Annotated in this window: 11 protein-coding genes and 1 pseudogene; 3 read left to right on the top strand and 9 right to left on the bottom strand. The window is 72.3% G+C overall.

Annotated features, from left to right (window positions below):
• Positions 1-49: 49 nt before the first annotated feature.
• The 3 genes and pseudogenes from ACMYLB_RS12750 to ACMYLB_RS12740 all read left to right on the top strand — a co-directional run.
• Positions 50-316: pseudogene (locus tag ACMYLB_RS12750) on the top strand (YciI family protein); the annotation flags it as partial.
• Between the two features lie 103 nt (positions 317-419).
• Entirely contained in the window at positions 420-1646 is a 1227-nt protein-coding gene (locus tag ACMYLB_RS12745) for an RNA polymerase sigma factor (protein ID WP_415907379.1), read from the top strand.
• Positions 1647-1711: 65 nt separating this feature from the next.
• A complete protein-coding gene (locus ACMYLB_RS12740) occupies positions 1712-2680 on the top strand; it encodes a metallophosphoesterase family protein (RefSeq protein ID WP_415907378.1) in 969 nt (322 codons plus the stop codon).
• 31 nt (positions 2681-2711) lie between these two features.
• On the opposite strand, the gene ACMYLB_RS12735 is transcribed toward ACMYLB_RS12740, so the two are convergent.
• From ACMYLB_RS12735 to ACMYLB_RS12695, 9 genes are all read right to left on the bottom strand, one after another.
• Entirely contained in the window at positions 2712-3344 is a 633-nt protein-coding gene (locus ACMYLB_RS12735; RefSeq protein WP_415907377.1) for a class I SAM-dependent methyltransferase, read from the bottom strand.
• A 650-nt stretch (positions 3345-3994) separates the two neighbouring features.
• The gene (locus tag ACMYLB_RS12730) at positions 3995-4831 is read right to left on the bottom strand and encodes a tetratricopeptide repeat protein (RefSeq protein WP_415907376.1); all 837 of its coding nucleotides are present in this window, start codon (positions 4829-4831) and stop codon (positions 3995-3997) included.
• Between the two features lie 53 nt (positions 4832-4884).
• Positions 4885-7296: an ADOP family duplicated permease gene (locus ACMYLB_RS12725; protein ID WP_415907375.1), complete on the bottom strand. Its 2412-nt coding sequence runs from the start codon at positions 7294-7296 to the stop codon at positions 4885-4887.
• A 26-nt stretch (positions 7297-7322) separates the two neighbouring features.
• Positions 7323-9482 (bottom strand): ABC transporter permease, encoded by a 2160-nt coding sequence (locus tag ACMYLB_RS12720; protein ID WP_415907374.1) that lies wholly within the window; start codon positions 9480-9482, stop codon positions 7323-7325.
• 361 nt (positions 9483-9843) lie between these two features.
• Entirely contained in the window at positions 9844-11925 is a 2082-nt protein-coding gene (locus ACMYLB_RS12715) for an ADOP family duplicated permease (protein WP_415911072.1), read from the bottom strand.
• Positions 11926-12279: 354 nt separating this feature from the next.
• Entirely contained in the window at positions 12280-14547 is a 2268-nt protein-coding gene (locus ACMYLB_RS12710; protein WP_415911071.1) for an ABC transporter permease, read from the bottom strand.
• Positions 14548-14737: 190 nt separating this feature from the next.
• A complete protein-coding gene (locus ACMYLB_RS12705) occupies positions 14738-17257 on the bottom strand; it encodes an ABC transporter permease (RefSeq protein WP_415907373.1) in 2520 nt (839 codons plus the stop codon).
• 11 nt (positions 17258-17268) lie between these two features.
• The gene (locus ACMYLB_RS12700) at positions 17269-18561 is read right to left on the bottom strand and encodes a hypothetical protein (RefSeq protein WP_415907372.1); all 1293 of its coding nucleotides are present in this window, start codon (positions 18559-18561) and stop codon (positions 17269-17271) included.
• Positions 18562-18731: 170 nt separating this feature from the next.
• Positions 18732-19490 carry a DUF4097 family beta strand repeat-containing protein gene (locus ACMYLB_RS12695; RefSeq protein ID WP_415907371.1) on the bottom strand — a complete coding sequence of 253 codons (759 nt, stop codon included), beginning with the start codon at positions 19488-19490 and terminating at the stop codon, positions 18732-18734.
• Between the last annotated feature and the right edge of the window lie 8 nt (positions 19491-19498).

Raw genomic sequence — 19498 nt, 5'->3', positions numbered from 1 at the left:
TCCCGCCGCGTCCGTCCCGTTTCCCCTCCAACCCGCTCTCATCCCCGCCATGAAATACATCCTCCTCGTCCACCTGCCCAAGACCGCCCTCGATGCGCCCAAGGATCCCGCGGACGCCGCCGCGGGCCGCGCCTACGGTGAAGCCCTGCGCGCCGCCGGCATCTTCGTCGCCGGCGTCGGCCTCGGCTCGCCCGACCACGCCACGGTCGTCTCCGTCCGCGACGGCAAGCGCCAGGTGCAGGACGGCCCCTACGCCGAGACCAAGGAGTTCCTCGGCGGCTTCGTGATCATCGACGTGCCCGACCTCGACACCGCGCTCGAGTGGGCGGCGCGCAACCCCTCGGCCGCCGGCGGGTGGATCGAGGTGCTGCCGGTCGGCGGCGCGTATTTTGCGCCGCCCGCGGCCCGCCAGCGCGACGATGGACGACGCTCGGGCCCACTCGGCGATCGAGGACATCGCGCGCAGTTCCTACGGACGGCTCGTGGCCTACCTCGCCGCGCGCTCGGGCGACATCGCGGGCGCCGAAGACGCGCTCAGCGAGGCGATCGGCGCCGCGTTGCGGCACTGGCCGGAGCAGGGCGTGCCGGACAAGCCCGAAGCCTGGCTGCTCCGCGCCGCGCGCAACCGCCTGATCGATGCCGCCCGCCATGCCGAGGTGCACCGACGCGTCGAGCCGCTGCTCCAGGTGGCCGGCGAGGCGCAGGAGGCCGCGACGATGCACCCCACGTTTCCCGACGAGCGCCTGAAACTGCTGTTCGTCTGCGCGCATCCGGCGATCGACGTCGCGGTGCGCACCCCGCTGATGCTGCAGGCGGTGCTCGGACTCGATGCCGCGCGCATCGCCGCCGCCTTCCTGGTCTCGCCGGCCGCCATGGAGCAGCGGCTCGTGCGCGCGAAGGCGAAGATCCGCGAGGCCCGGATCCCGTTTCGCGTGCCCGAGCCGCCGGAGTGGGGCGAGCGCTCCGCGTTCGTCCTCGATGCGATCTACTCGGCCTACACCGCCGGGTGGGAGGGTCCGACCGAGAGCGCGACCCACGGCGCGCTCGCGCGCGACGCGATCGCGCTCGGGCGCACGCTCGACCAACTGCTGCCGGACGAGCCCGAAGCCGCCGGCCTGCTCGCGCTCATGCTGCACGGCGAAGCCCGGCGCGCGGCGCGCTTCACGGCGGCGGGGGCGTTCGTGCCGCTCGACCGGCAGGACCCCGCGCGCTGGGCGCGCCCGCTGATGGCCGAGGCCGAAGCGCTGCTGCGCCGCGCCGCGACCTTCCGCCGGGTCGGCCGCTACCAGCTCGAAGCGGCCATCCAGTCCATCCACGCGCAGCGCGCCACCAGCGGGACGATCGACTGGAAGGAGATTGCGCTCCTCTACGAGGGTTTGGTGCGCCTAGCACCCACGATCGGCGCGCAGGTCGGCCGGGCGGTGGCGATCGCCGAGGCCGGCGAGGTCGCCGCGGGGTTGACCGCGCTCGAGGCGCTGCCCTCCGAGCGCACGGCGGTTTATCAACCGTGGTGGGCGGCCCGCGGCCACCTGCTGCGCCGGGCGGGACGCGAGACGGAGGCGCGGCGGGCCTTTGAACGCGCGGCCGGGCTGACGGACGACGCGGCGCTGCGCTCCCACTTGCTCGCGCAGGCGGCGGGCGGCTAGCCGTCCTGCTCCGCCCCAAGCGCAGCCTTGCGGCGGAGCGCCATCTCGCATCCCATGCCGGCGCCATGAATCGCCGCCACTTCGTTCGCACCCTCGGCACGCTGGCGGGCACGGCCGCCGCCGCGCCGCTTCTCGTCGCCTCCGAAAAGGTCACCCCGCCGCGGGCGCTGCGCATCGCCCACATCACGGACACGCATGTCACGACCACCGCGAATTGCGCGGCCGGGCTCGACCGGCTCATCGCCGCGCTCGCGGCGCTCGATCCCGCGCCGGACTTCATCCTGCACACGGGCGACGTGATCATGGACTCCTGGGGTCTGCGCGACGGGGCGCGGGTCGATCAGCTCTGGAACGTGTGGCGGGGCGCGGCGGCGCGTTTGCGGGCTCCCCTGCGGGCGTGCCTCGGCAATCACGACCTGTGCCTCGGCGAGACGCGCGAGCGCGGCGGGCGGCGCTACCAGCTGCGGGCCATGGAGGAGATGCAGCTGGAGCGGCCCTGGTATGCCTTCGAGCAGGGCGGCTGGCGCTTCATCGCGCTGGACAGCGCGCGGCCGGTGGTGGAGGGCGACAAGTCCTACTATCGCGCGCACCTCGACCCCGAGCAACTCGAGTGGTTTCGCGGCGAGGTGGCGCGCACGCCGGCGGCGCAGCCGCTGATGGTTTGCTCCCACATCCCGATCCTGTCGGCGGCCGTCCACGACTGGGCGCAGACCCGCGAGCAGGTGGCCGACTTCCCCTCGCCGGGCCGCGCCTCCGGCGCGTGGGTGGTGAGCTCGGCGCTCATGCACACGGACAGCCACGAGCTCCAGGCGGTGCTGCGGGCCCGCGGGGGCGTCACGCTCTGCGTCAGTGGACACCTGCACCTGCAGGACCACGTCGTCTACGACGGCGTGCACTATCTCGGCAACGGTGCGGTCAGCGCGGATTGGTGGGGCAAGCCGGTGTTCCACCAGACCGGCGCCGGTTTCGCAGTGCTGGACCTGCGCGCGGACGGCAGCTGGGCGCGGACCTACCACTCCTGCGCCTGGGCCTGAGACGTTCCGGTGGCGCGGAGTCGCGCGGCGTTCAGGGCAGGGACAGCGCGAAGTCGAGGTGCCGGGCGAGCGCCTGGCTCCGGATGCCGTAGAACTCGGCCAGCGAGCGCACGGCGCGCGCCCGCTCGGCGCGCTGGTCGGCGGCGTCGGGTTGGGCGCGCCTGGTCGCGGCGATCATGAGGTTCTTCGCCGTGTGCTCGGTGGAGATGAATTCGAAGACCTTGGTGTCGTAGCCGGCCCACTCGAGCAGGAGCGCGCGCAGGGCGTCGGTGGCGAACTCGGCATGGCGTTCCTGGAAGATCCCGTGGCGCAGCGCCGGCGCCAGCACGGGAGCGGGGCGCAGCTGCGGACGCAGCTCCTTCTGGCAACAGGGCGCGGTGACAATGAGGGCGCTGCCGGCGGCGAGGCCGCGCGCGATGGCGTCGTCGGTGGCGGTGTCGCAGGCGTGGAGCGCGATGAGCACGTCGGGGGCGGGAAGCGTCGCCTCCTGGATCGTGCCGCGGACGAAGGAGAGTTTCTCGCGTCCGGTCTCCTGGGCGAGGCGGTTGCAGTGCTCGACGAGTTCCGGGCGCAGCTCGACGCCGCAGACCCGGACCGAGCGCTGGGCCACGCGGTCGAAATAGTCGTGGGTGGCGAAGGTGAGGTAGCCCTTGCCGCAGCCCATGTCGGCGATCTCGACCGGCCGGTCGTGAGGAGCGCCGCGTCGGCCACGAGGTGGTGGAGCAGCTCGACGAACTTGTGGATCTGCCGGTGCTTGTCGGCCATGCCCTCGCGCACGACGCCGGCGGAGTTGGTGACGCCGAGCGCGTGGAGCCAGTCGTGGCTCGAGGCGGGAAGCAGGCGGGCCTTGGCGCGATCGTGCGCCTCGTCGGGCGGCGCGGCGGCGGCCCGGGCGTCCTTGCCGAAGGTCAGGCGCGGCTCGCCCTTCTTGTTGAACTCGAGCTGGACGGTGCGCGCGCCGAGGAAGAGGTGGGCGCTGTGGAAGATCGTGCCGACGAGGCGGCCGACCTCGAGGACGCCGTCCTCCGGGTCGACGTTCTTGGTGAGGTCGCGCCGGTCGTGGCGCCAGAGGAAGCTCAGGTGCGGGCCGGACTTGAGGCGCACCGGCCGGACGAAGACGTTCTGCAGCGTGGCGTCGCCACCGCCGCGCGGCTTGCCGAGGGTCAGGCGCGTGAAGCTGCCGTCGCGCACGCCGCGTTCGAGCAGCGCGAGGAATTCGGAGACGGCGGGCGCGAGGCCGGTGGACATGCCGCCACGGTGCGCGCGGACGCGGTGCGAGGCAAGAGGCGAGAGGGCGGGCTCAGCCGAGCTTCTTCAGCGCCTCGAGCGCGGGCTGGAACTTCGGGTCGACGGCGAGGGCCGCCTGGTAGGACGCGCGCGCGCCGTCCTTGTCGCCCTTTTTTCCAAAATGGTTCCGAGGCGCCAGTGCACGGCGGCGTGGGACGGCATGCCGGCGGGCGGCGTGAGCGCGAGGCATTTCCGCAGGTTCGCCAGTCCGGCCTCGATCCGCTGTCCGGATTCGGCGACGACGCGGCCGAGGCCGTAGAGCGCGCCGTAGTCGTCGTCCTTCGCCTGGAGCATCGCGTCGAAAATGGCGAAGGCCTCGGCGTATTTCTTCTCGCGCACGTAGAGATTGGCCTGCGCGTGCCGGCCGCGCACGGGGTCGAGCTTGATCAGGACCTCGGACTGCGCGAGGGCCTTGTCGAAGCCGCCACCCATGAAGCCGGGCGCCTGCACGTAGTATTGGAACAGCGCGCTCTGCGCGTCGTAGCTGCTCGGATCGAGCGCGACGGCCTTTTCGAAGGCGCTGCGGGCCTTGCCGGCGAGCGAGGCCTTGCCGAGCAGGCCGGCGCTCTGGGCCTTGTTGCCGTAGGCGCCGCCGAGTTCCAGGTGGTAGGCGCTCTTCGCCGGATCGAGCGCGATCGCGGCGCTGAAGTGTTCGACGGCGGCATCCGGATTCCGGGCCCGCATGTCGAGCCGGCCCAGATAATACGGGACCTCGGCGTTCCGGGGTTCGGCCTGGAGCAGGGCGTCGAAGGCGGCGCGGGCCTCCGCGTCCTTCCGTTGCTTGTAGAGACCGACGGCGGCGTCGAACGCGGGGCTGGCCGACAGGGTCGACGCGGCGAGCAGGAAGAGGACGAAGGGGCGCATGCAGGAGTTAAACCCGCATTTCGCCGGCGAGTTCCCGGAAGGCAACGGGTTTGTCACTCCGCGCGCAGGGCGACGAGCGGATCGACCTTCGCCGCCCGGCGGGCGGGCACGAGGCACGCCGCCGTGCAGGCCGCGGCCAGCGCGAGCAGGGCGGCGCCGTGAGAGAGGGGATCGACGGTCGACACGCCGTAGAGCAGGTGCGCCACGAGCCGGGCGGCCTGCACCGCCAGGAGCGCGCCCAGGAGCAGGCCGGGCAGCGTCATGCGCAGCGCATCGGCGAGCACCAGGCGGGCGACGGCCCCGGGCGTGGCGCCGAGGGCGAGGCGGACGCCGAACTCGGCGGTGCGGTTCGCCACCGCGAAGGCCAGCACCGCGTAGACGCCCGTGAGGCAGAGGACGACGGCGAGCGTGGCGAACGACACGACCAGGGTGAGACCGAAGCGCGTTTGCCATGCGCTGTCCGCGTAGAACTTCGCGGCCGGCAGGAACAGGTAGGAGGAATTGATCGGATCGACCGCGTTGATGGCGCGGTCGAGCTCGTCCTTCGTGAACGGCTGCGTGCCGCGGAGGCGGACGGAGAACGCCACGTCGAAGAGCCCGCCCTGCACGTAGGGCAGGTAGAACGCGTCGATCGGCTGCGGCTGGGCGCCGTGGCTGAGGACGTTGCTGACCACGCCGACGATCGTCCACCAGCCCTCGTCGGTGTTCTCGAGTCGCACGCGCTGCCCGATCGGATCCCGGCCGGGCCAGTGCTTGGCGGCGAGGCTCTCGCTGATCACGGCGACGCGCGTGGTGTTCGCCCGGTCGTCGGGCGTCAGCCAGCGGCCGGAAAGCAGGCGCAGCTGCCAGGCGTCGCGCATGCCGACGGAGGAAAAGTAGCGGGCGGCGCGCTTCGGCGATTCGCTCGTCGTCAGGCCGTCGCCCTCCTGCACGAAATTGAAGTAGCCCGCCCCGGGCGTGACGTAGCCCCAGTCCTGGAAGCCGACCGCGGCGACGTGCGGCAGCTGTTCCAGCTGCGCGGCCACGGCATCGAAGAACTGCGCGCGCGCCTCGCGGCTCTGGTATTTGGCGCCGCGGGTGCCGATCCGCGCGCCGACGATCTGCTCGACCGGAAGCCCGCGATCGACCTGCTGCACCGCCTGGAAGCTGCGCACCAGCTGGATGGCGGTGATGGAGAGGGCCAGCGCCACCGCGACCTGCAGGGTAACCAGCCCGCGCATGGCGCGGCCCGCGCCGACCGATCCGGCCTGGCGGGCGCCGTCGCGCAGCGTGGCCTCGAGGTTCAGGCGCCGGGCCTGCCACAGCGGCACGAGGGTGAACAGGACGGCGATGCCCGCGGCCAGGACCAGCGCGCCGACGGCGACCAGCGGGGAGAGCGTCGGCGGCGGCAGCTGGCCGAGCGTCGAATTGGCGGGCAGCAGCGCGCGCGTCAGCGGGGCGATCCACGCGGCCAGGAGCAGGCCGAGCAGCGCACCGCCGAGGCTCAGCAGCAGCGACTCCAGGAAGAACTGGCGCGCGAGGTCGCGCGTGCCGGCGCCGAGCGCGAGCCGCACGGCGAATTCGCGGCGGCGCCGGATCGCCTGGGCCAGCAGGAGGCTGCCGGCGTTGACGCACGCGACCACGAGCACGAGCCCGACCGCGGCCTGGAGCAGGACAAGCTGCTGGCGGAAACTGCCGACCAGCGCCTCGCGCAGCGTGATCGCGGTGAGGCCGCGGTCGGCGTTCGTGGCGGGAAAGTCGCGCGCGAGCGTGCGGGTGAGGGCCGCCAGCTCGCCCTGCGCGGAGCCGAGCGTGCGGCCGGGGGCGAGTTCGCCGAACATGAAGTGCCGGCGGACGACGCGGTCGCCGCGCACGAAATCGGACGGCAGCATCGCCACCCAGCCCTGCTGTCCCTCGCCGACGAGCGGGAGCGTGAGATTGGCGGGGGCGACGCCGACGATGCGGTAGCTGTGGTCGTCGAGCCGGATGCTCTGGCCGACGGCGCGCGGGTCGCCGCCGTAGCGGCGGGTCCAGAAATCGTAGGCCAGCACGATCGCGCGCTCGCCCCCGAGTTCCGCGTTGCCCGGGTGGATGAATTCGCCGTGCAGGGCGCGCAGGCCGAACAGCGGGAAGAACTCCGGCGTGACCCGCTGGAGAAACGCCACCTCGCTCCCGCCCGGCGTGTGGACGGTGAACGACTCGTTGCGCACGATGGCGGTGCGGGCGAAGGCCCCCACGCGGTCGTGGACGTCAGCCGCGTTGCCGAACGCGAGGCGGATGGTGTTGGCGCTCGGTCCGGCGCTCAGCGGGTATTCGAGCACGGCGACGAGCCGGTCGGCGTCGCCGTAGGGCAGCGGACGCAGCAGGTAGCGGTCGAGGAGGCCGAGGACAAGCAAGGTCGCCGCGAGGGCGAGGCCGAGGGTGGCGACGATGCCCGCGGAGAGCAGCGGGCGCCGCAGGAGGGCGTGGAGACTTTGACGCAGCATGATCGAGGAAGGAGGGGTTCGGCGGGCTAGTCGGAGCGGAGGGCGACGAGCGGATCGATCCGCGCGGCGCGGCGCGCGGGGACCGCGAGGGCGACGGCGGCGGCGAGCAGCAGCGTGCCGACGGCGAGCGCGAAGGCCGCGGGATCGAGGGCCCGCACGTTGGGCACGAAACGGGCGAGGAGCGGGCCGGCCGCCAGCGCCAGCAGACTGCCGCCGACGAACGCCGCCGCGAGCTGGCCGAGGCCGCCGCGGAGCACGAGGCGCGCGATGTCGGCGCGCGTGGCGCCCAAGGCCATCCGCACCCCGATCTCGCGCGTGCGCCGCGCGGTCGCATAGGCGGTGACGCCATACACGCCGACGGCGGCGAGCGCGACGCTGACGAGGGCGAAAAAGCCGAACAACGCCGCCCCGAGCGCGGCCTGCCAGCGGCCGAAGTTGCCGTCGACAAAGCCGCGGAGCGTGTGCACGGGGAGGAGAGGCAATTCGGCGTCGGCGGCACGCAGGGCCGTTTCGAGCGCGTGCGCCGCCCCGAGGTCGGCGCCGGCTCCGCCGGCCGCGCCCCGGGCCACCACGAACCAGAGCGGGCGTTCGACTCGGGCCAGCGGCACGAAGACCCGCGGGAAGGGATTCGCGCGATCCGCGACATCCTGGCTGTGGGCGGACGTGAGCCCGGCGATCGTGAACCGGCCGTTCAGCGATCCGGCGTGCAGCTCGATCGCCTCACCGAGCGCATCGCGGTGGGGGAAGAGGCGGTGCGCCAACTGCTCGTCGACGAGGCAGACGGGGGCGGACTCCGGCGAGGCCGCCTCGGCGCGCGTGAAGTCGCGGCCGCGCAGCAGCCGCGCGATCGCCTCCACATAGCCGTCGCTGACCGCGGCAAACGCGCCGACGACGGGTCCGGCCGCGGCCTCGCCCGGAAGAGACGGGCGGGCACGGAAGATTTGCACGTCGTTCGCGTAGGGCACCAGCGAGGTGATGCCGGCGTGCGCGATGCCCGGCGCCCGCCGGGCGGCGTCCAACGCGTCGAGGAGGCGCGCGCGGGGAGCGGTGCGCGCCGTCGGCGCCAGCGAGAAATCGATCTCCGCGACGGCGCGGCCCGCGAGGTCGATGCCGCGCGGCGGCTCGGCGGCGGCGAGGGCGGAGCGCAGGAACAACGCCGCGACGAACAGCAGGACAAAGGACAAAGCGGTCTGGCCGACGAGCAGCAGGTTGCGGCCGGACCACCGCCTGCGACCGGCCCCGGCGATGACGCCGCTCGCTCCCGAACGGAGCGCGTGCGCGAGGTCGACGCGGGAGGCCCGCAGGGCCGGCCCGAGACTGAAGGCCAGGCAGGCGAGCAGCGAAACGAGCGCCGTGGCGGCCAGGACCGTTCTGTCGGGCTGGAACGCCGCCACGACCGTGAAGCCGAACTCAGCCACCCGGTCGGCGAGCACCTGGGCGAGGAAGGTGCCGGCCCACAGGCTGCAGACGAGGCCGAGCAGCGCGCCCGCGCCGCCCAGCAGGAGCCCCTCCGCCAGCAGTTGCCGGATGAGGCGGGCGCGCGAGGCGCCCAGCGCGAGCCGGGTCGCCATCTCCGCCGCGCGGGTCGTGCCGCGGACGAGGAGCAGGTTGCCGAGATTCAGACAGGCCGCGACGAGGACGAGCGCCGAGAATCCCAGCGTCAGGCCGGTCAGCGGACCGAACGCGCTTTCGCGGGCCGGTTCGGGCGCGATGCCGAAGGGACGCGCCAGCACCAGTTCGCGCGGTGTCGCCTCGGGCTCGAGCGCCGCGAGCCGGCGGGCCAGGACCGGCAGCAGCGGCTGCACTGTGGTCCGCGAGAGCGTCGGCTGCAGGCGGGCGAAAAGCTGGAGCTGGAAATTATGCGGCGCGGCCAGGTCCGTGGCCGAGCGCAGCGCCGAGAAGGCCGGCGCGGCCTGGGCGAAGAAGCCGAGCGGCAGCCAGATCTCCGGCGCCAGGAGCGGGCTGGCGCCGCTGAAGCCCTCGGGGGCGATGCCGATCACGGTGCACTCGCGGCCGTTGACGCGCAGCGTGCTGCCGACGAAGTCCGCGCCGCCGCCGTGGGCGCGCCACAGGCGCTGGCTCGCCACGACGACCGCCGCGTCGGAGCCGGCGGCGGCCTCCTCCGGGGTGAAGAAGCGGCCGGCGGCGGGGTGTGCGCCGGCGAGCGAGAAGAAGTTGCCCGACACGAGGAAGGCGAACGCGCGCCGCGCGTCCGTTTCCGCCCCAGGGCGACCTGGCTGTAGTAGACCGCCGAGACGTCGGCGAACACCGTCTTGTCGGCGCGCAGGGCCTCGAACTCGGCCAGCGAGAACGGCCGGTAGGCCCGCGCCGCGTCCTGCGTCGTGGTGAACACCCCGACGTAGCGCGCCGGATCCTCCTGCACCGCGTCGCGCAGCAGGAAGCCGCTGACGACGGAAAACATCGCGGCGTTGACGCCGATGGCGACGGCGAGCGAGAGAATGGCGAGGAGGAGAAGCCCGGCTGGCTGCGCACGTAGCGCCACGCGGACTGGAAATCGGAAAGCATGGGCGGACGGGAAAGCGTTCGCTATTCGGCGCGCAGCGCGACCATGGGATCGACGCGGGCGGCGCGCCGGGCGGGCAGCCAGCAGGCGAGGAGCGCGACGCCGAGCAGCAGCGCCGGCACGCCGGCGTAGACCGCGGGCTCGCCGAAGCGGACGCCGACCAGCTGACGCTGCAGGAAGTAGCCGAGGGCCAGCGCCACCAGCCAGCCGGCGGCGCTGCCGAGCAGGACGGTGCGCAGTCCCTGCCAGACCATCAGGTTCACGACGCGCTGCGGCGAGGCGCCCAGCGCGAGGCGGACGCCGATCTCGCGGGTGCGCTGCGCGAGGGCGTAGGCGATGATGGCGTAGAGGCCGATCGCCGCGAGCACGAGGGCGAGCGGGCCGAGGAAGGCGAGCATCTGCGCCGGGATGCGCTGCACGACGAGGTTGTTCTCCACGTGCTGGGCCAGCGTGCGCACCTCGAGGAGCGGCAGCGTGGCATCGAGCTGGTGCACGACCTGGCGGATGGCGCCGAGGGCCAGGCGCGGATCGCCCTCGGTGCGGACATGCAGCACGGGGAAACCGGTCGGCCGCGAGCGCAGGGTGAGCCACGCCAGCGGGAGCGGCGGCTCGTTCACGGATTCGTAGCGCGCGTCGCGGACCACGCCGGAGACGACATAGCGGGTATCGTTGACGATGAACTTCCGGCCCACCGGCGAAACGCCCGGCCAGTAGAGCTGCGCCATGCGCTCGTTGATCACCGCGTCGACCGGCAGGTCGGTGCGGTCGAGCGGCGCGAGGTCTTCGCCGGCCCGCAGCGGCATGCCGAGGGTCTGCAGGTGGCCGGGCGAGGCGTAGGCGTAGCGGATCTTGGCGTTGGGATCGAACGGGGCGCCGGCCACGGCGATCACGCCGGTGGGCAGGCCGTGCAGGTCGAGCAGGACGCTGTTGCTGACGGAGGCGCCGGCGATGCCCGGCGTCTCACGCAGGCGCCGCAGCAGGTCGTCGGTGAACGCGCGCGTGCGGTCCGCGTTGTAGCCCTTCGCCGTCAGGTCGAGCGACGTCAGCAGCACGCGGTCGACGTCGAAGCCGGGATTGGCGGACAGGGCGTGGCGGAAGCTGGTGGAGAACAAACCCGCCAGCACGAGCAGGACGAGCGCGAGGCCGACCTCGAGGGCGACGAGGGCATCGCGCAGGCGGCTGCGTCCGGGCAGGGCGCCGGCGCCGCTGCGCAGCGAATCGATGACGTCGGCGCGCGCGAGCTGCAGGGCCGGCGCGAGGCCGAAGGCGACGCCGCAGGCGAGGGCGAGGCCGCTGCCGAAGAGCAGGGCCGGGCCGTCGAGTTCGGTGGCGACGCGGAGATGGAGGCCGCCGGGGAGGGAGAAGGGCAGGTGGCGCAGGAGGTCGCCGCCCCACAGCGCGACGATGTAGCCGCCGAGCACGGCGCAGGCGGCGAGCGTGACGCTCTCGCCGAGGAGCTGGAGCACGATCCGCGACGGCGCGGCGCCGAGTGCGCGCCGCACGCCGATTTCGCGCCGCCGGGTCGAGGCGTGGGCCAGGAGCAGACCGGCGGTGTTGGCGCAGACGACCGCGAGGATGAGCGCGGCGAAGAACTGCAGCGTGGCGAGCGCGAGCACCATCGCCTGGCCGCCGCGCGGCGAGCGCCAGAGTGGCAGCAGCGTGTAGCCCAGACCGCGGTTGGTCTCGGGATAGGTGTCGAGCAGGTAGCGGGCGGCGGCATCGAGCTCGCCCTGCACGCGTGCGGCGCTCACGCCGGCCGGCACGCGGGCGAGCATGCTGAAGTAGCGCGCCTTCCGGTCGGTGAGCTCCGTGCTGGACGGCTGGAACTCGCGGGCGAAGGCGGCGGGCGCCCAGAGGTCGAAGCTGACGGCGTTGAGCCCGCCGTAGAAGCCGCGCGGGGCGACGCCGGCGATCGTGCAGACGCGGTCGTTCAGGCGGATCGTGCCGCCCACCGCGCGCGGGTCGCCGTGAAATTGCTTGAGCCAGAATTCGTGCGACAGGACCACGACCGGCTGGTCGCCGGCGTGGCGGCCCTCGTCGGGCGCGAAGGTGCGCCCGAGCGCCGGGCTGACGCCGAGCACGGCGAAGAAGTTGTCCGACACCATCTGCGCCGACACGCGCTCGCCGGCCGCGGGGTCTCCGAGGAGAGCGGACGGTTGCGCTGCAGCGCGATGCCGGAGAGCGACGGGACCCGCTCGCGCAGGTCGAGGTATTCGGCCCAGGAGGTCGTGACGTAGCGGCCGGTGTCGTCGAGCGTCTCGAGCGACACGAGGCCGTCGCCCCGGACGCCCGGCAGCGGGTCGAAGGCGACCTCGCGCAGCCAGCTGAAGATGACGGTGTTCACCCCGACGCCGACCGCCAGCGAGCTGATGACGATCGCGCTGAGGAAGGGCGCGCGGGCGAGGATGCGGAAGAGGGCGCGGGGAGTCACCGGGAAAGCGGGCCGGGGTGGCCGGAGTTTACTCGGTGCGCAGCGCGTCGAGCGGGTTGACGCGCATGGCCCGCGCGGCGGGCACGAGGCAGGCGAAGGTGGCGACGACGGCGAAGAAGGCGGCGACCGCGGAGAAGACGAGCGGGTCGAACGGCTTCACCTGGTAGAGCGTCTGCTGCAGCAGCCGGCTGGCGGCGAAGGCCCCGGCGAGGCCGAGGACGAGGCCGGTGCCCACCTGCAGGGCGCCGGCGCGGAGCACGAGCCCGAGGATGCTCGCCGGGCTGGCGCCGAGCGCCATGCGCACGCCGATCTCGCCGGTGCGCTGCGTCACGGCATAGGCCATGACCGAATAGACGCCGACGGCCGCGAGCAGGGCGGCGATGGCGGCGAAGGCGAGCAGCAGCGCCATCGTCACGCGCTGGACGCCGATGGACTGGCTGACGACCTGCTCGATCGTCTGCGGCTGGGCGACGGCGAGCGTCGGGTCGATTTCCTTCACCAGCCGGCGGAGCACCGGGATGACGGTGGAGGCGGCGAGGCCGGGCTTGGCGGCCGCCACGACGTTCATGAACGCGCCGCTGCGCTGGAGCGCGGGAATGTAGATTTCGTCCGGCGGCGGCGAAGCGAGGCCGTTGGCCTTCACGTCGCGGATGACGCCGACGATGCGGTTCTTGATCGACGAGTTCGGCCCGTTGAGCAGGACCTTGTCGAGGGGCGATTCGCCCGGGAAGAGTTTCCTGGCCAGGGTCTCGTTGATGACGATGACGCGCTCGCCGTCGGCGCGGTCCTGGGAGGTGAACAGCCGGCCCTCGAGCAGGCGGATGCCCATGGCGTTGAAGTAGCCGACGGAGGCGAAGCGGATGCTGGCCAGCGCCTGCTTGGTCGGTTCCGGAATCGGGCGGCCCTGCACGGCATACGGCGAGATGAAGCCCGCCTGGGTGAGCGGCATGCCGAAGGCCACGCCGCCGGCGGCGAGTTCCGGCGCCTCGTCGAGCTTCTGCTGGAGCTGGCGGTAGAATTCGCGGATCAGCTCCGGCTTGCTGTAGCGCGCGGCGGGCAGGTTGAGCTGGCCGAGGGCGCGGCCCTCGACGGCGAAGCCGAGTTCGGCGCGCTGGAGCTTGTAGAAGCTGAGCACGAGGAGGCCGGCGCAGATCAGGAGCGTGAGCGACATCGCCACCTGGGCGACGACGAGGAAGTGGCGGAAGGCCTTGGCGGTCGTGCCGCCGCCGGCGCCGCGGGTGTTGTCCTTCAGCACGGTGCCGACGTCGGTGCGCGAGGCCTGCCACGCCGGGTAGACGCCGATGAGCACGGCGGCGACGAGCGCGGTGACGAGGGAGAACGCGAGCACGAGCGGATCGAGCGCGATCTCGTCGGCGCGCGGCAGCTGCGGGCCGGCCACGATCTGGATGGCGCGCAGGCTCCACCACGCGAGCAGGATGCCGAGCACGCCCGCGCCGCAGGTGAAGACGGCGCTCTCGGCGAGGAACTGGCGGATCACCTCGGTGCGGCGCGCCCCGAGCGAGAGGCGCACGGCGATCTCCTTCTGGCGCGCGCTGACGCGGGCGAGGAAGAGGTTCGCGATGTTGGCGCAGGCGATGAGCAGCACCGCCGCGACGGCGCCGGCGAGGGTCCAGAAGGTGCGGTCGAGGTTGCCGAGCACCTGCCGGGTGATCGTGCGCAGCTCGTTCTCGTTCTCGGCGTCGACGTGGTTGGGGCGGTCGGCGCGGAACTGCTTCGCCATCTCGTTCACGCGCAGCTGCGCGGCCTCGAGGGTCACGCCCGGGGCGAGGCGGCCGATGGCCTGGTGGACGATGCCGTTGTCGCGGTTCGCCTTCGGGAAATAGGGCAGGTCGCCCGCCTTCGGCACGAGCACGCCGGTGCCGTTGAACGGCAGGGGCAGGTCCGGCAGCACGCCGACGATCTCGCGGCCGACGCCGTCGATCTGGATGACGCGGCCGACGATGGCGGGGTCGGAGGCGAAGCGGTTTTCCCAGAGCTGGCGGCTGATCATGGCCACGGGCGCGCCGGCGTCGGAATCCTCCTCGGCGGTGAAATTGCGGCCGCGGAGCGGCTGGAGGCCGAGGATGGGGAGGAAGTTGGCGGTGACGTGCCAGCCGTTGACCTGCTCCGGTTCGCCGCGGCCCTCGGTCAGGGTGAAGCTGTTGCCCGCCGACATGGAGAGGTCGGCGAAGACGTCGGTGCGCTGCTTGTAGAGCTCGTATTTCGCCCACGAGAGCGCGGGCGCCTCGAGCTCGCGCGCGGAGTTTGGCCCAGATGGAGACGAGGGTGTTGGGATTCGGATACGGCAGCGGGCGCAGCACGACGGCCTGCAGCACGCTGAAGAGCGCGGTGCAGGCGCCGATGGCGATGGCCATCGTCAGCACGGCCACGACGGTGAAGCCGGGCGTCTTGGAGAGGGAGCGGAAGGCGAAGCGGAGGTCGGAGAGCATCGGGGGCGGAGCGGATCGGGTTCGGGGCAGGGGAAATTACTCGGCGCGCAGCGCGATCATGGGATCGACGCGGGTGGCGCGACGCGCGGGCACGAAGATGGCGGCGAAGGAAACCAGGCCGAGCAGGAGGGCGACGGCGAGGTAGGTGGGCACGTCCCAGGGCTGGATCTGGAGGATGAAGAGCGCGCCGGAGACCTCCGGGGCGAACTTGTAGGCCAGGGGCCACATCAGGCCGAGACCGGCGGCGAGGCCGAGGCCGAGCTGCCAGGCACCGCCCCGGAAGACCATGCCGAGGATCGTGCCGGGCTTCGCGCCCAGCGCCATGCGGATGCCGAACTCCTGCGTGCGGCGGCTGACGGCGAAGCTCTGCACGCCGAAGAGGCCGACGGCCGCGAGCACGACGGCGACGAGGCCGAAGGCGCCGAAGAGCGCGGCGACGATGCGGTTCTGGCTCAGCAGCGACTCGATCGAGGTCCGCGGCGTCTGCACGAAGTAGGGCGGCAGGTTCGGGTCGACCTTGCGGAGGACGGCGCTGACGGGGCGGATGAGGGACTCGCCGCGCTGGCCGCCGCGCGGCTTGGCGACGATCGTGCCGAACTGCAGCGCCTGCGGCTCGGTCGCGACGGGACCGAACGCGGTGGCGAAAAACGGAATGTAGAACCCGGCGTTGTCGTTCTGGGTGTTGAACGGCCCGAGCATGCGCACGTCGGTGACGACGCCCACGATGCGGCGCCAGGGGCCGGCGTTGCGGCCGTCGGGGGCGGTGGTGCGGAAGCGGCGGCCGACGGCGCTGTCGGAGCCGAAATGCTTCTTCGCGAACGTGGCGTTCACGACCGCGACGGGCTCGCGCTGGTCGGAGTCCTCGTCGGTGAGGTAGCGGCCCTCGATCACCTTCTGGCCGAGCGTGGCGGCGAAGTCGCTGGAGACGTTCTCCGCCTGGGCGATGGTGCGGTCGCTGTCCTGGGCATACTGCTTGCCCTCGATTTCGACCGGACCGGCGCCGGAGAACATCATCTGGAAGCGGTTCGTCAGTGCCGCGGACTCGAACTCCGGCGTGGCGCGCAGCTCGCGGAGCAGCTTCTCGTAGAAGAGCTGGCGGGCGGCGGAGGTCGGATAGTCGCCCTCCATCAGGCCGACGCGCGCGCCGAGCACGCCGCTGGTGTCGTAGCCGTAGTCGAGCGTCTGCGAGCGGAGGATCGACTGGACCTGGAGCAGGCCGACCACGAGGAGGATGCTGGTGACGAAGATCTGGAAGACCACCAGGCCCTGGGTGATGACGTTGATGGCGCGGCCGGTGTTGCCGCGGCCGGACTCCTTGAGGACGTCGGCGGCGTTGGCCCGCGACGAGAGCCAGGCCGGCACGAGGCCGGAGACGATGGCCGCCAGCAGCGTGAAGCCGACGACGGCGGCGAGCACGACGGGGTCGATGCGGAAAGTCATCCACGCCGGGAGCGGATTGGAGACGTTGCGGCCGGCCGTCTCGATCAGGTCGGTGGCCCAGAAGGCGAGGCCGACGCCGACGAGGGCGCCGAGCGAGGCGACGAGCAGGCTCTCGGTCAGCATCTGCCGCAGCAGGCGCCAGCGGCCGGCGCCGAGCGAGGAGCGGATGGCCAGCTCCTTGCTGCGCAGCGTCGCGCGGGCGAACTGCATGTTCATGACGTTGACGCAGGCGATGAGCAGCACGCCCACGCAGAAGGCCAGCATCGTGAGCACGGTCTGGCGGAAGCCGCCGCCGACGAAGGACTGGATGAGCGGACGGACGTAGCCGAGGGAGAACTGCTTGTTGGTGTCGGGGTAGGCCTTGGCGAATTGCTTGGCGACGACATCGATCTCGTTCTGCGCCTGCTCGAGCGTCACACCCGGCTTGAGGCGGGCAATGATGTTCACCGTCTGGATATTCCGGTCGTTGCGCGCGCGCGGCGGGAACGAAGTGTTGACGGGGATCCACAGCTGCTCGTTGGCCGGGAACTGGAACTTGGGCGGCATGATGCCGACGACGGTCGCGGCGGTGCCGTTCACGCGGATCGGTTTGCCGAGGATGCCGGGGTCGCCGCCGAAATCGGATTTCCAGAGCGCGTCGCTGAGGAGCACGGCCTTGTCGGCGCCGGGACGGTCGTCCTCGGGGATGAAATCCCGGCCGAGCGCGGGCTTCACGCCGAGCGTGGCGAAGAAATCGTGCGAGATGTAGCCGCCCTGGTAGCGGCGGGGCTGGCCCTGGTAGGTGACGTTGACGGTCGAGCCGTTGAGGTAGGCGGTGAGGGACTCGAACGACTTCAAGCCCATCTCGTCGAGCTCCTTGAAGTCCGCCGTGGTGATCTGGGCGTTGAAGTTGTTCGGCTGGAAATTCGTCGGATCGGCCAGCTGGACGTCGACGAGGCGCTCGGCGGCGGGGAACGAGAACCCACGGAGCAGCGAGCCGTTGACGACGGCGAACATCGTCGTGACGGCGCAGATGCCGAGGGCGAGCACGGTCACCGCGAGGGCGCAGAAACCTTTTTCCTTCACGAGAACGCGGAGTCCGATGCGGAGATCCTGGAAGAATGATTCGAAGGGCATGGCGTGGATGGTCAGAGGGGAACGGAAAGGATCGGGACGTCGCGCGGCGCGGGCGCGGCGGTGGGGGTGGAGAAGAGGTTCCAGCCGGCGTCGCCGACGACCTCGTAGCGGCCGGCGCGCAGCCAACCGCCGGAGAGGTCGGTGAAGCGCGGGAGGGCGGCGGCGAGCACAGTGACGGCACGCGCGTCGCCGGCGGCGTCGAGGTCGATGCGCAGGACACGCGCGGGGGCGATGCCGTTCTGCACGGCGACGAGCGCGCGGCCGGCGCCGCGCAAGTCGTCGAGGCCGAAGAGCGTCGTGTCGGCCGGCGCGCGAAGCAGGCGCGGGGTCTTGCTCGCCACGTCGATGCGCCAAACGCCGTTGGCGTAGTCGGCGACGTAAAGCGCGCGGCCGTCGGCCGAGAACGCGAGGCCCTGGAGCGAGGCGAACTGGTCGTTCTCGAGCCAGGCTTCGGCCTGGGTGGCGCCGGGAGCGACGTGCCAGATGACCGGCGCCGCGCTGTCGGTGGCAAAGAGCCCGCCATCGGCGGCAAGGGTCAGGCTGCCGAGGACGTGCGGGCGCTGGTCCGCGGGCAGAGCGACCGTGCGAACGAGGGCACCGGCCGTGAGATCGTATTCCGCCAGGAACGCGCGCCCGCGGTCCGCTTCCGCGTAGCCCTGCATCTCCGGCGTCGCGGCGACGCCGGCCCAGAGGCGCGCGTGCGATTCATCGAGGGCGAGGCTGAAGACGCCGAGCAGGCCGTCGCGGTCGTGGGAGAATTTCCGGAGGCTGCCGTCGGCCTCGCGCGTCCAGATGCAGCGGTGGCGCACGTCGGCGAAAAACCAGCGGCCGTGCGAATCGGCGAGAGCGGTCTCGATGATGCCGTCCTGCGTGGGCAGCGTGAGCGCGAGGTCGGCGCGGCCCTGCGGGACGGCGTTGGCGGCGAAGCGGGCTGCCAGCGGCGCCCAGGCCGGCGCGGACGCGAGCGCGGCGAGCGCCGGATCCTTGGCCGGGGCGAACGCGACGCCGAGGCGCGCGAGCTGGTCGAGAGCCGCGCAGGCGGCATCGGGGTGCCTGGCCGCGGCGTTGACGCGCGCGAGCTCAAGCAGGAGGCGCGGGTAATCGGGACGCAGCGCGCGGGCGGCCTCGAGTTTGGCGAGCGCGAGCTCGAACTGTCCCGCCTTCTGCGCGGCCGCCGCCTCGCGGAGCAGCGGATGCACCGGCGGCTCGGCCCACAGCGCCATCGTCACGGCGCACGCCACGAGCAGGGTCAGCAAGACGCGCGTGTGGACGCGGAAGTGGAGCGAGTGCGTGGCGAAAAGCACGCCGCCGTTTCGCATCCTTTGTGCCAAGGCCGCAGAACGGCTCTAAGTTCTTCCGGTCAATTGTTTACGCGTTTCGGTCCGGGCGGACCGCAGCGGCGTTGCCCTGAAAGCGAAATTGCCCCGTCCCACGAATGGGATGCAGCTGGTGCGCGGCCGGCCGCGCGGACGCGCTAGTTGGCGCCGCGGACGGTCAGGCCGCCGTTGACGGAATCGAGGACGATCTCGGCGCCGCCGCCGTTGACGCTGCCGGTGAGGTGGTGGCGGCCGGACTTGCCGATCGTGATCGGGAAGTCGCAGGAGATGCTGCCGTTGACCGAGTCGGCCTTCAGGGTGAAGGCGGCCGCGGCGGGCACGATGGCCGTGCAGGACCCGTTGACGGTGTCGAGCACGATGCGGTCGCCGCTGGAAAGCTTGGCGAAGGCGGCGCGGATGGAGCCGTTGACGGTGTCGAAGCGACCGCCGGACGCGAGGCCCTCGGCGTCGATCGAGCCGTTGACGCTGTCGAGGTCGACGTAGCCCTGCACGCCGCGGACGGTGACGTCGGCGTTCACGACATCGATCTTCTTCAGGGCGGCGCGGACCGGGACATGGAGCTTGTAGCGCACCTCGGCGCGGCGGAAGGAGAGCGAGAACCACTTCTTCTCCAGCTTCGTCTTGATCGCGACGCGGGTGGGGGAGGCGTCGACGACGATCTCGATGCGCTTCAGGCCGTCGGCATCGGAGGCGATCTTCTCGGCCTCGATGCTGACCTCGTTCTTGTCCCAGCCGACGATCTCGACCGAGCCGTTGACGCTGTCGAGCGCCACGACGCCGTCGGCAGCGAGCGGGTGGGTCTGGGAGAATTTCTCCGTGACGGTGGCGTGCGCGGCCGCGGCCAGCGCGAAGGCGGAGAGGAAAAAGGCGGGCAGGCGAAGCGAGGCGAGGTGCATGGCGGAAA

Source organism: Oleiharenicola sp. Vm1 (assembly GCF_047777955.1).
Lineage (GTDB): Bacteria > Verrucomicrobiota > Verrucomicrobiia > Opitutales > Opitutaceae > Didemnitutus.
The sequence above is the reverse complement of the archived record's forward strand: the minus strand, read 5'-3'. Positions and strand labels throughout refer to the sequence as shown.

Coding starts and splice junctions, on each gene's coding strand:
- ACMYLB_RS12745 (WP_415907379.1), top strand. CDS start 420: ATGGACGACGCTCGGGCCCACTCGGCGATCGAGGACATCGCGCGCAGT.
- ACMYLB_RS12740 (WP_415907378.1), top strand. CDS start 1,712: ATGAATCGCCGCCACTTCGTTCGCACCCTCGGCACGCTGGCGGGCACG.
- ACMYLB_RS12725 (WP_415907375.1), bottom strand. CDS start 7,296: ATGCTGCGTCAAAGTCTCCACGCCCTCCTGCGGCGCCCGCTGCTCTCC.
- ACMYLB_RS12715 (WP_415911072.1), bottom strand. CDS start 11,925: ATGGTGTCGGACAACTTCTTCGCCGTGCTCGGCGTCAGCCCGGCGCTC.
- ACMYLB_RS12735 (WP_415907377.1), bottom strand. CDS start 3,344: ATGGGCTGCGGCAAGGGCTACCTCACCTTCGCCACCCACGACTATTTC.
- ACMYLB_RS12695 (WP_415907371.1), bottom strand. CDS start 19,490: ATGCACCTCGCCTCGCTTCGCCTGCCCGCCTTTTTCCTCTCCGCCTTC.
- ACMYLB_RS12730 (WP_415907376.1), bottom strand. CDS start 4,831: ATGCGCCCCTTCGTCCTCTTCCTGCTCGCCGCGTCGACCCTGTCGGCC.
- ACMYLB_RS12705 (WP_415907373.1), bottom strand. CDS start 17,257: ATGCCCTTCGAATCATTCTTCCAGGATCTCCGCATCGGACTCCGCGTT.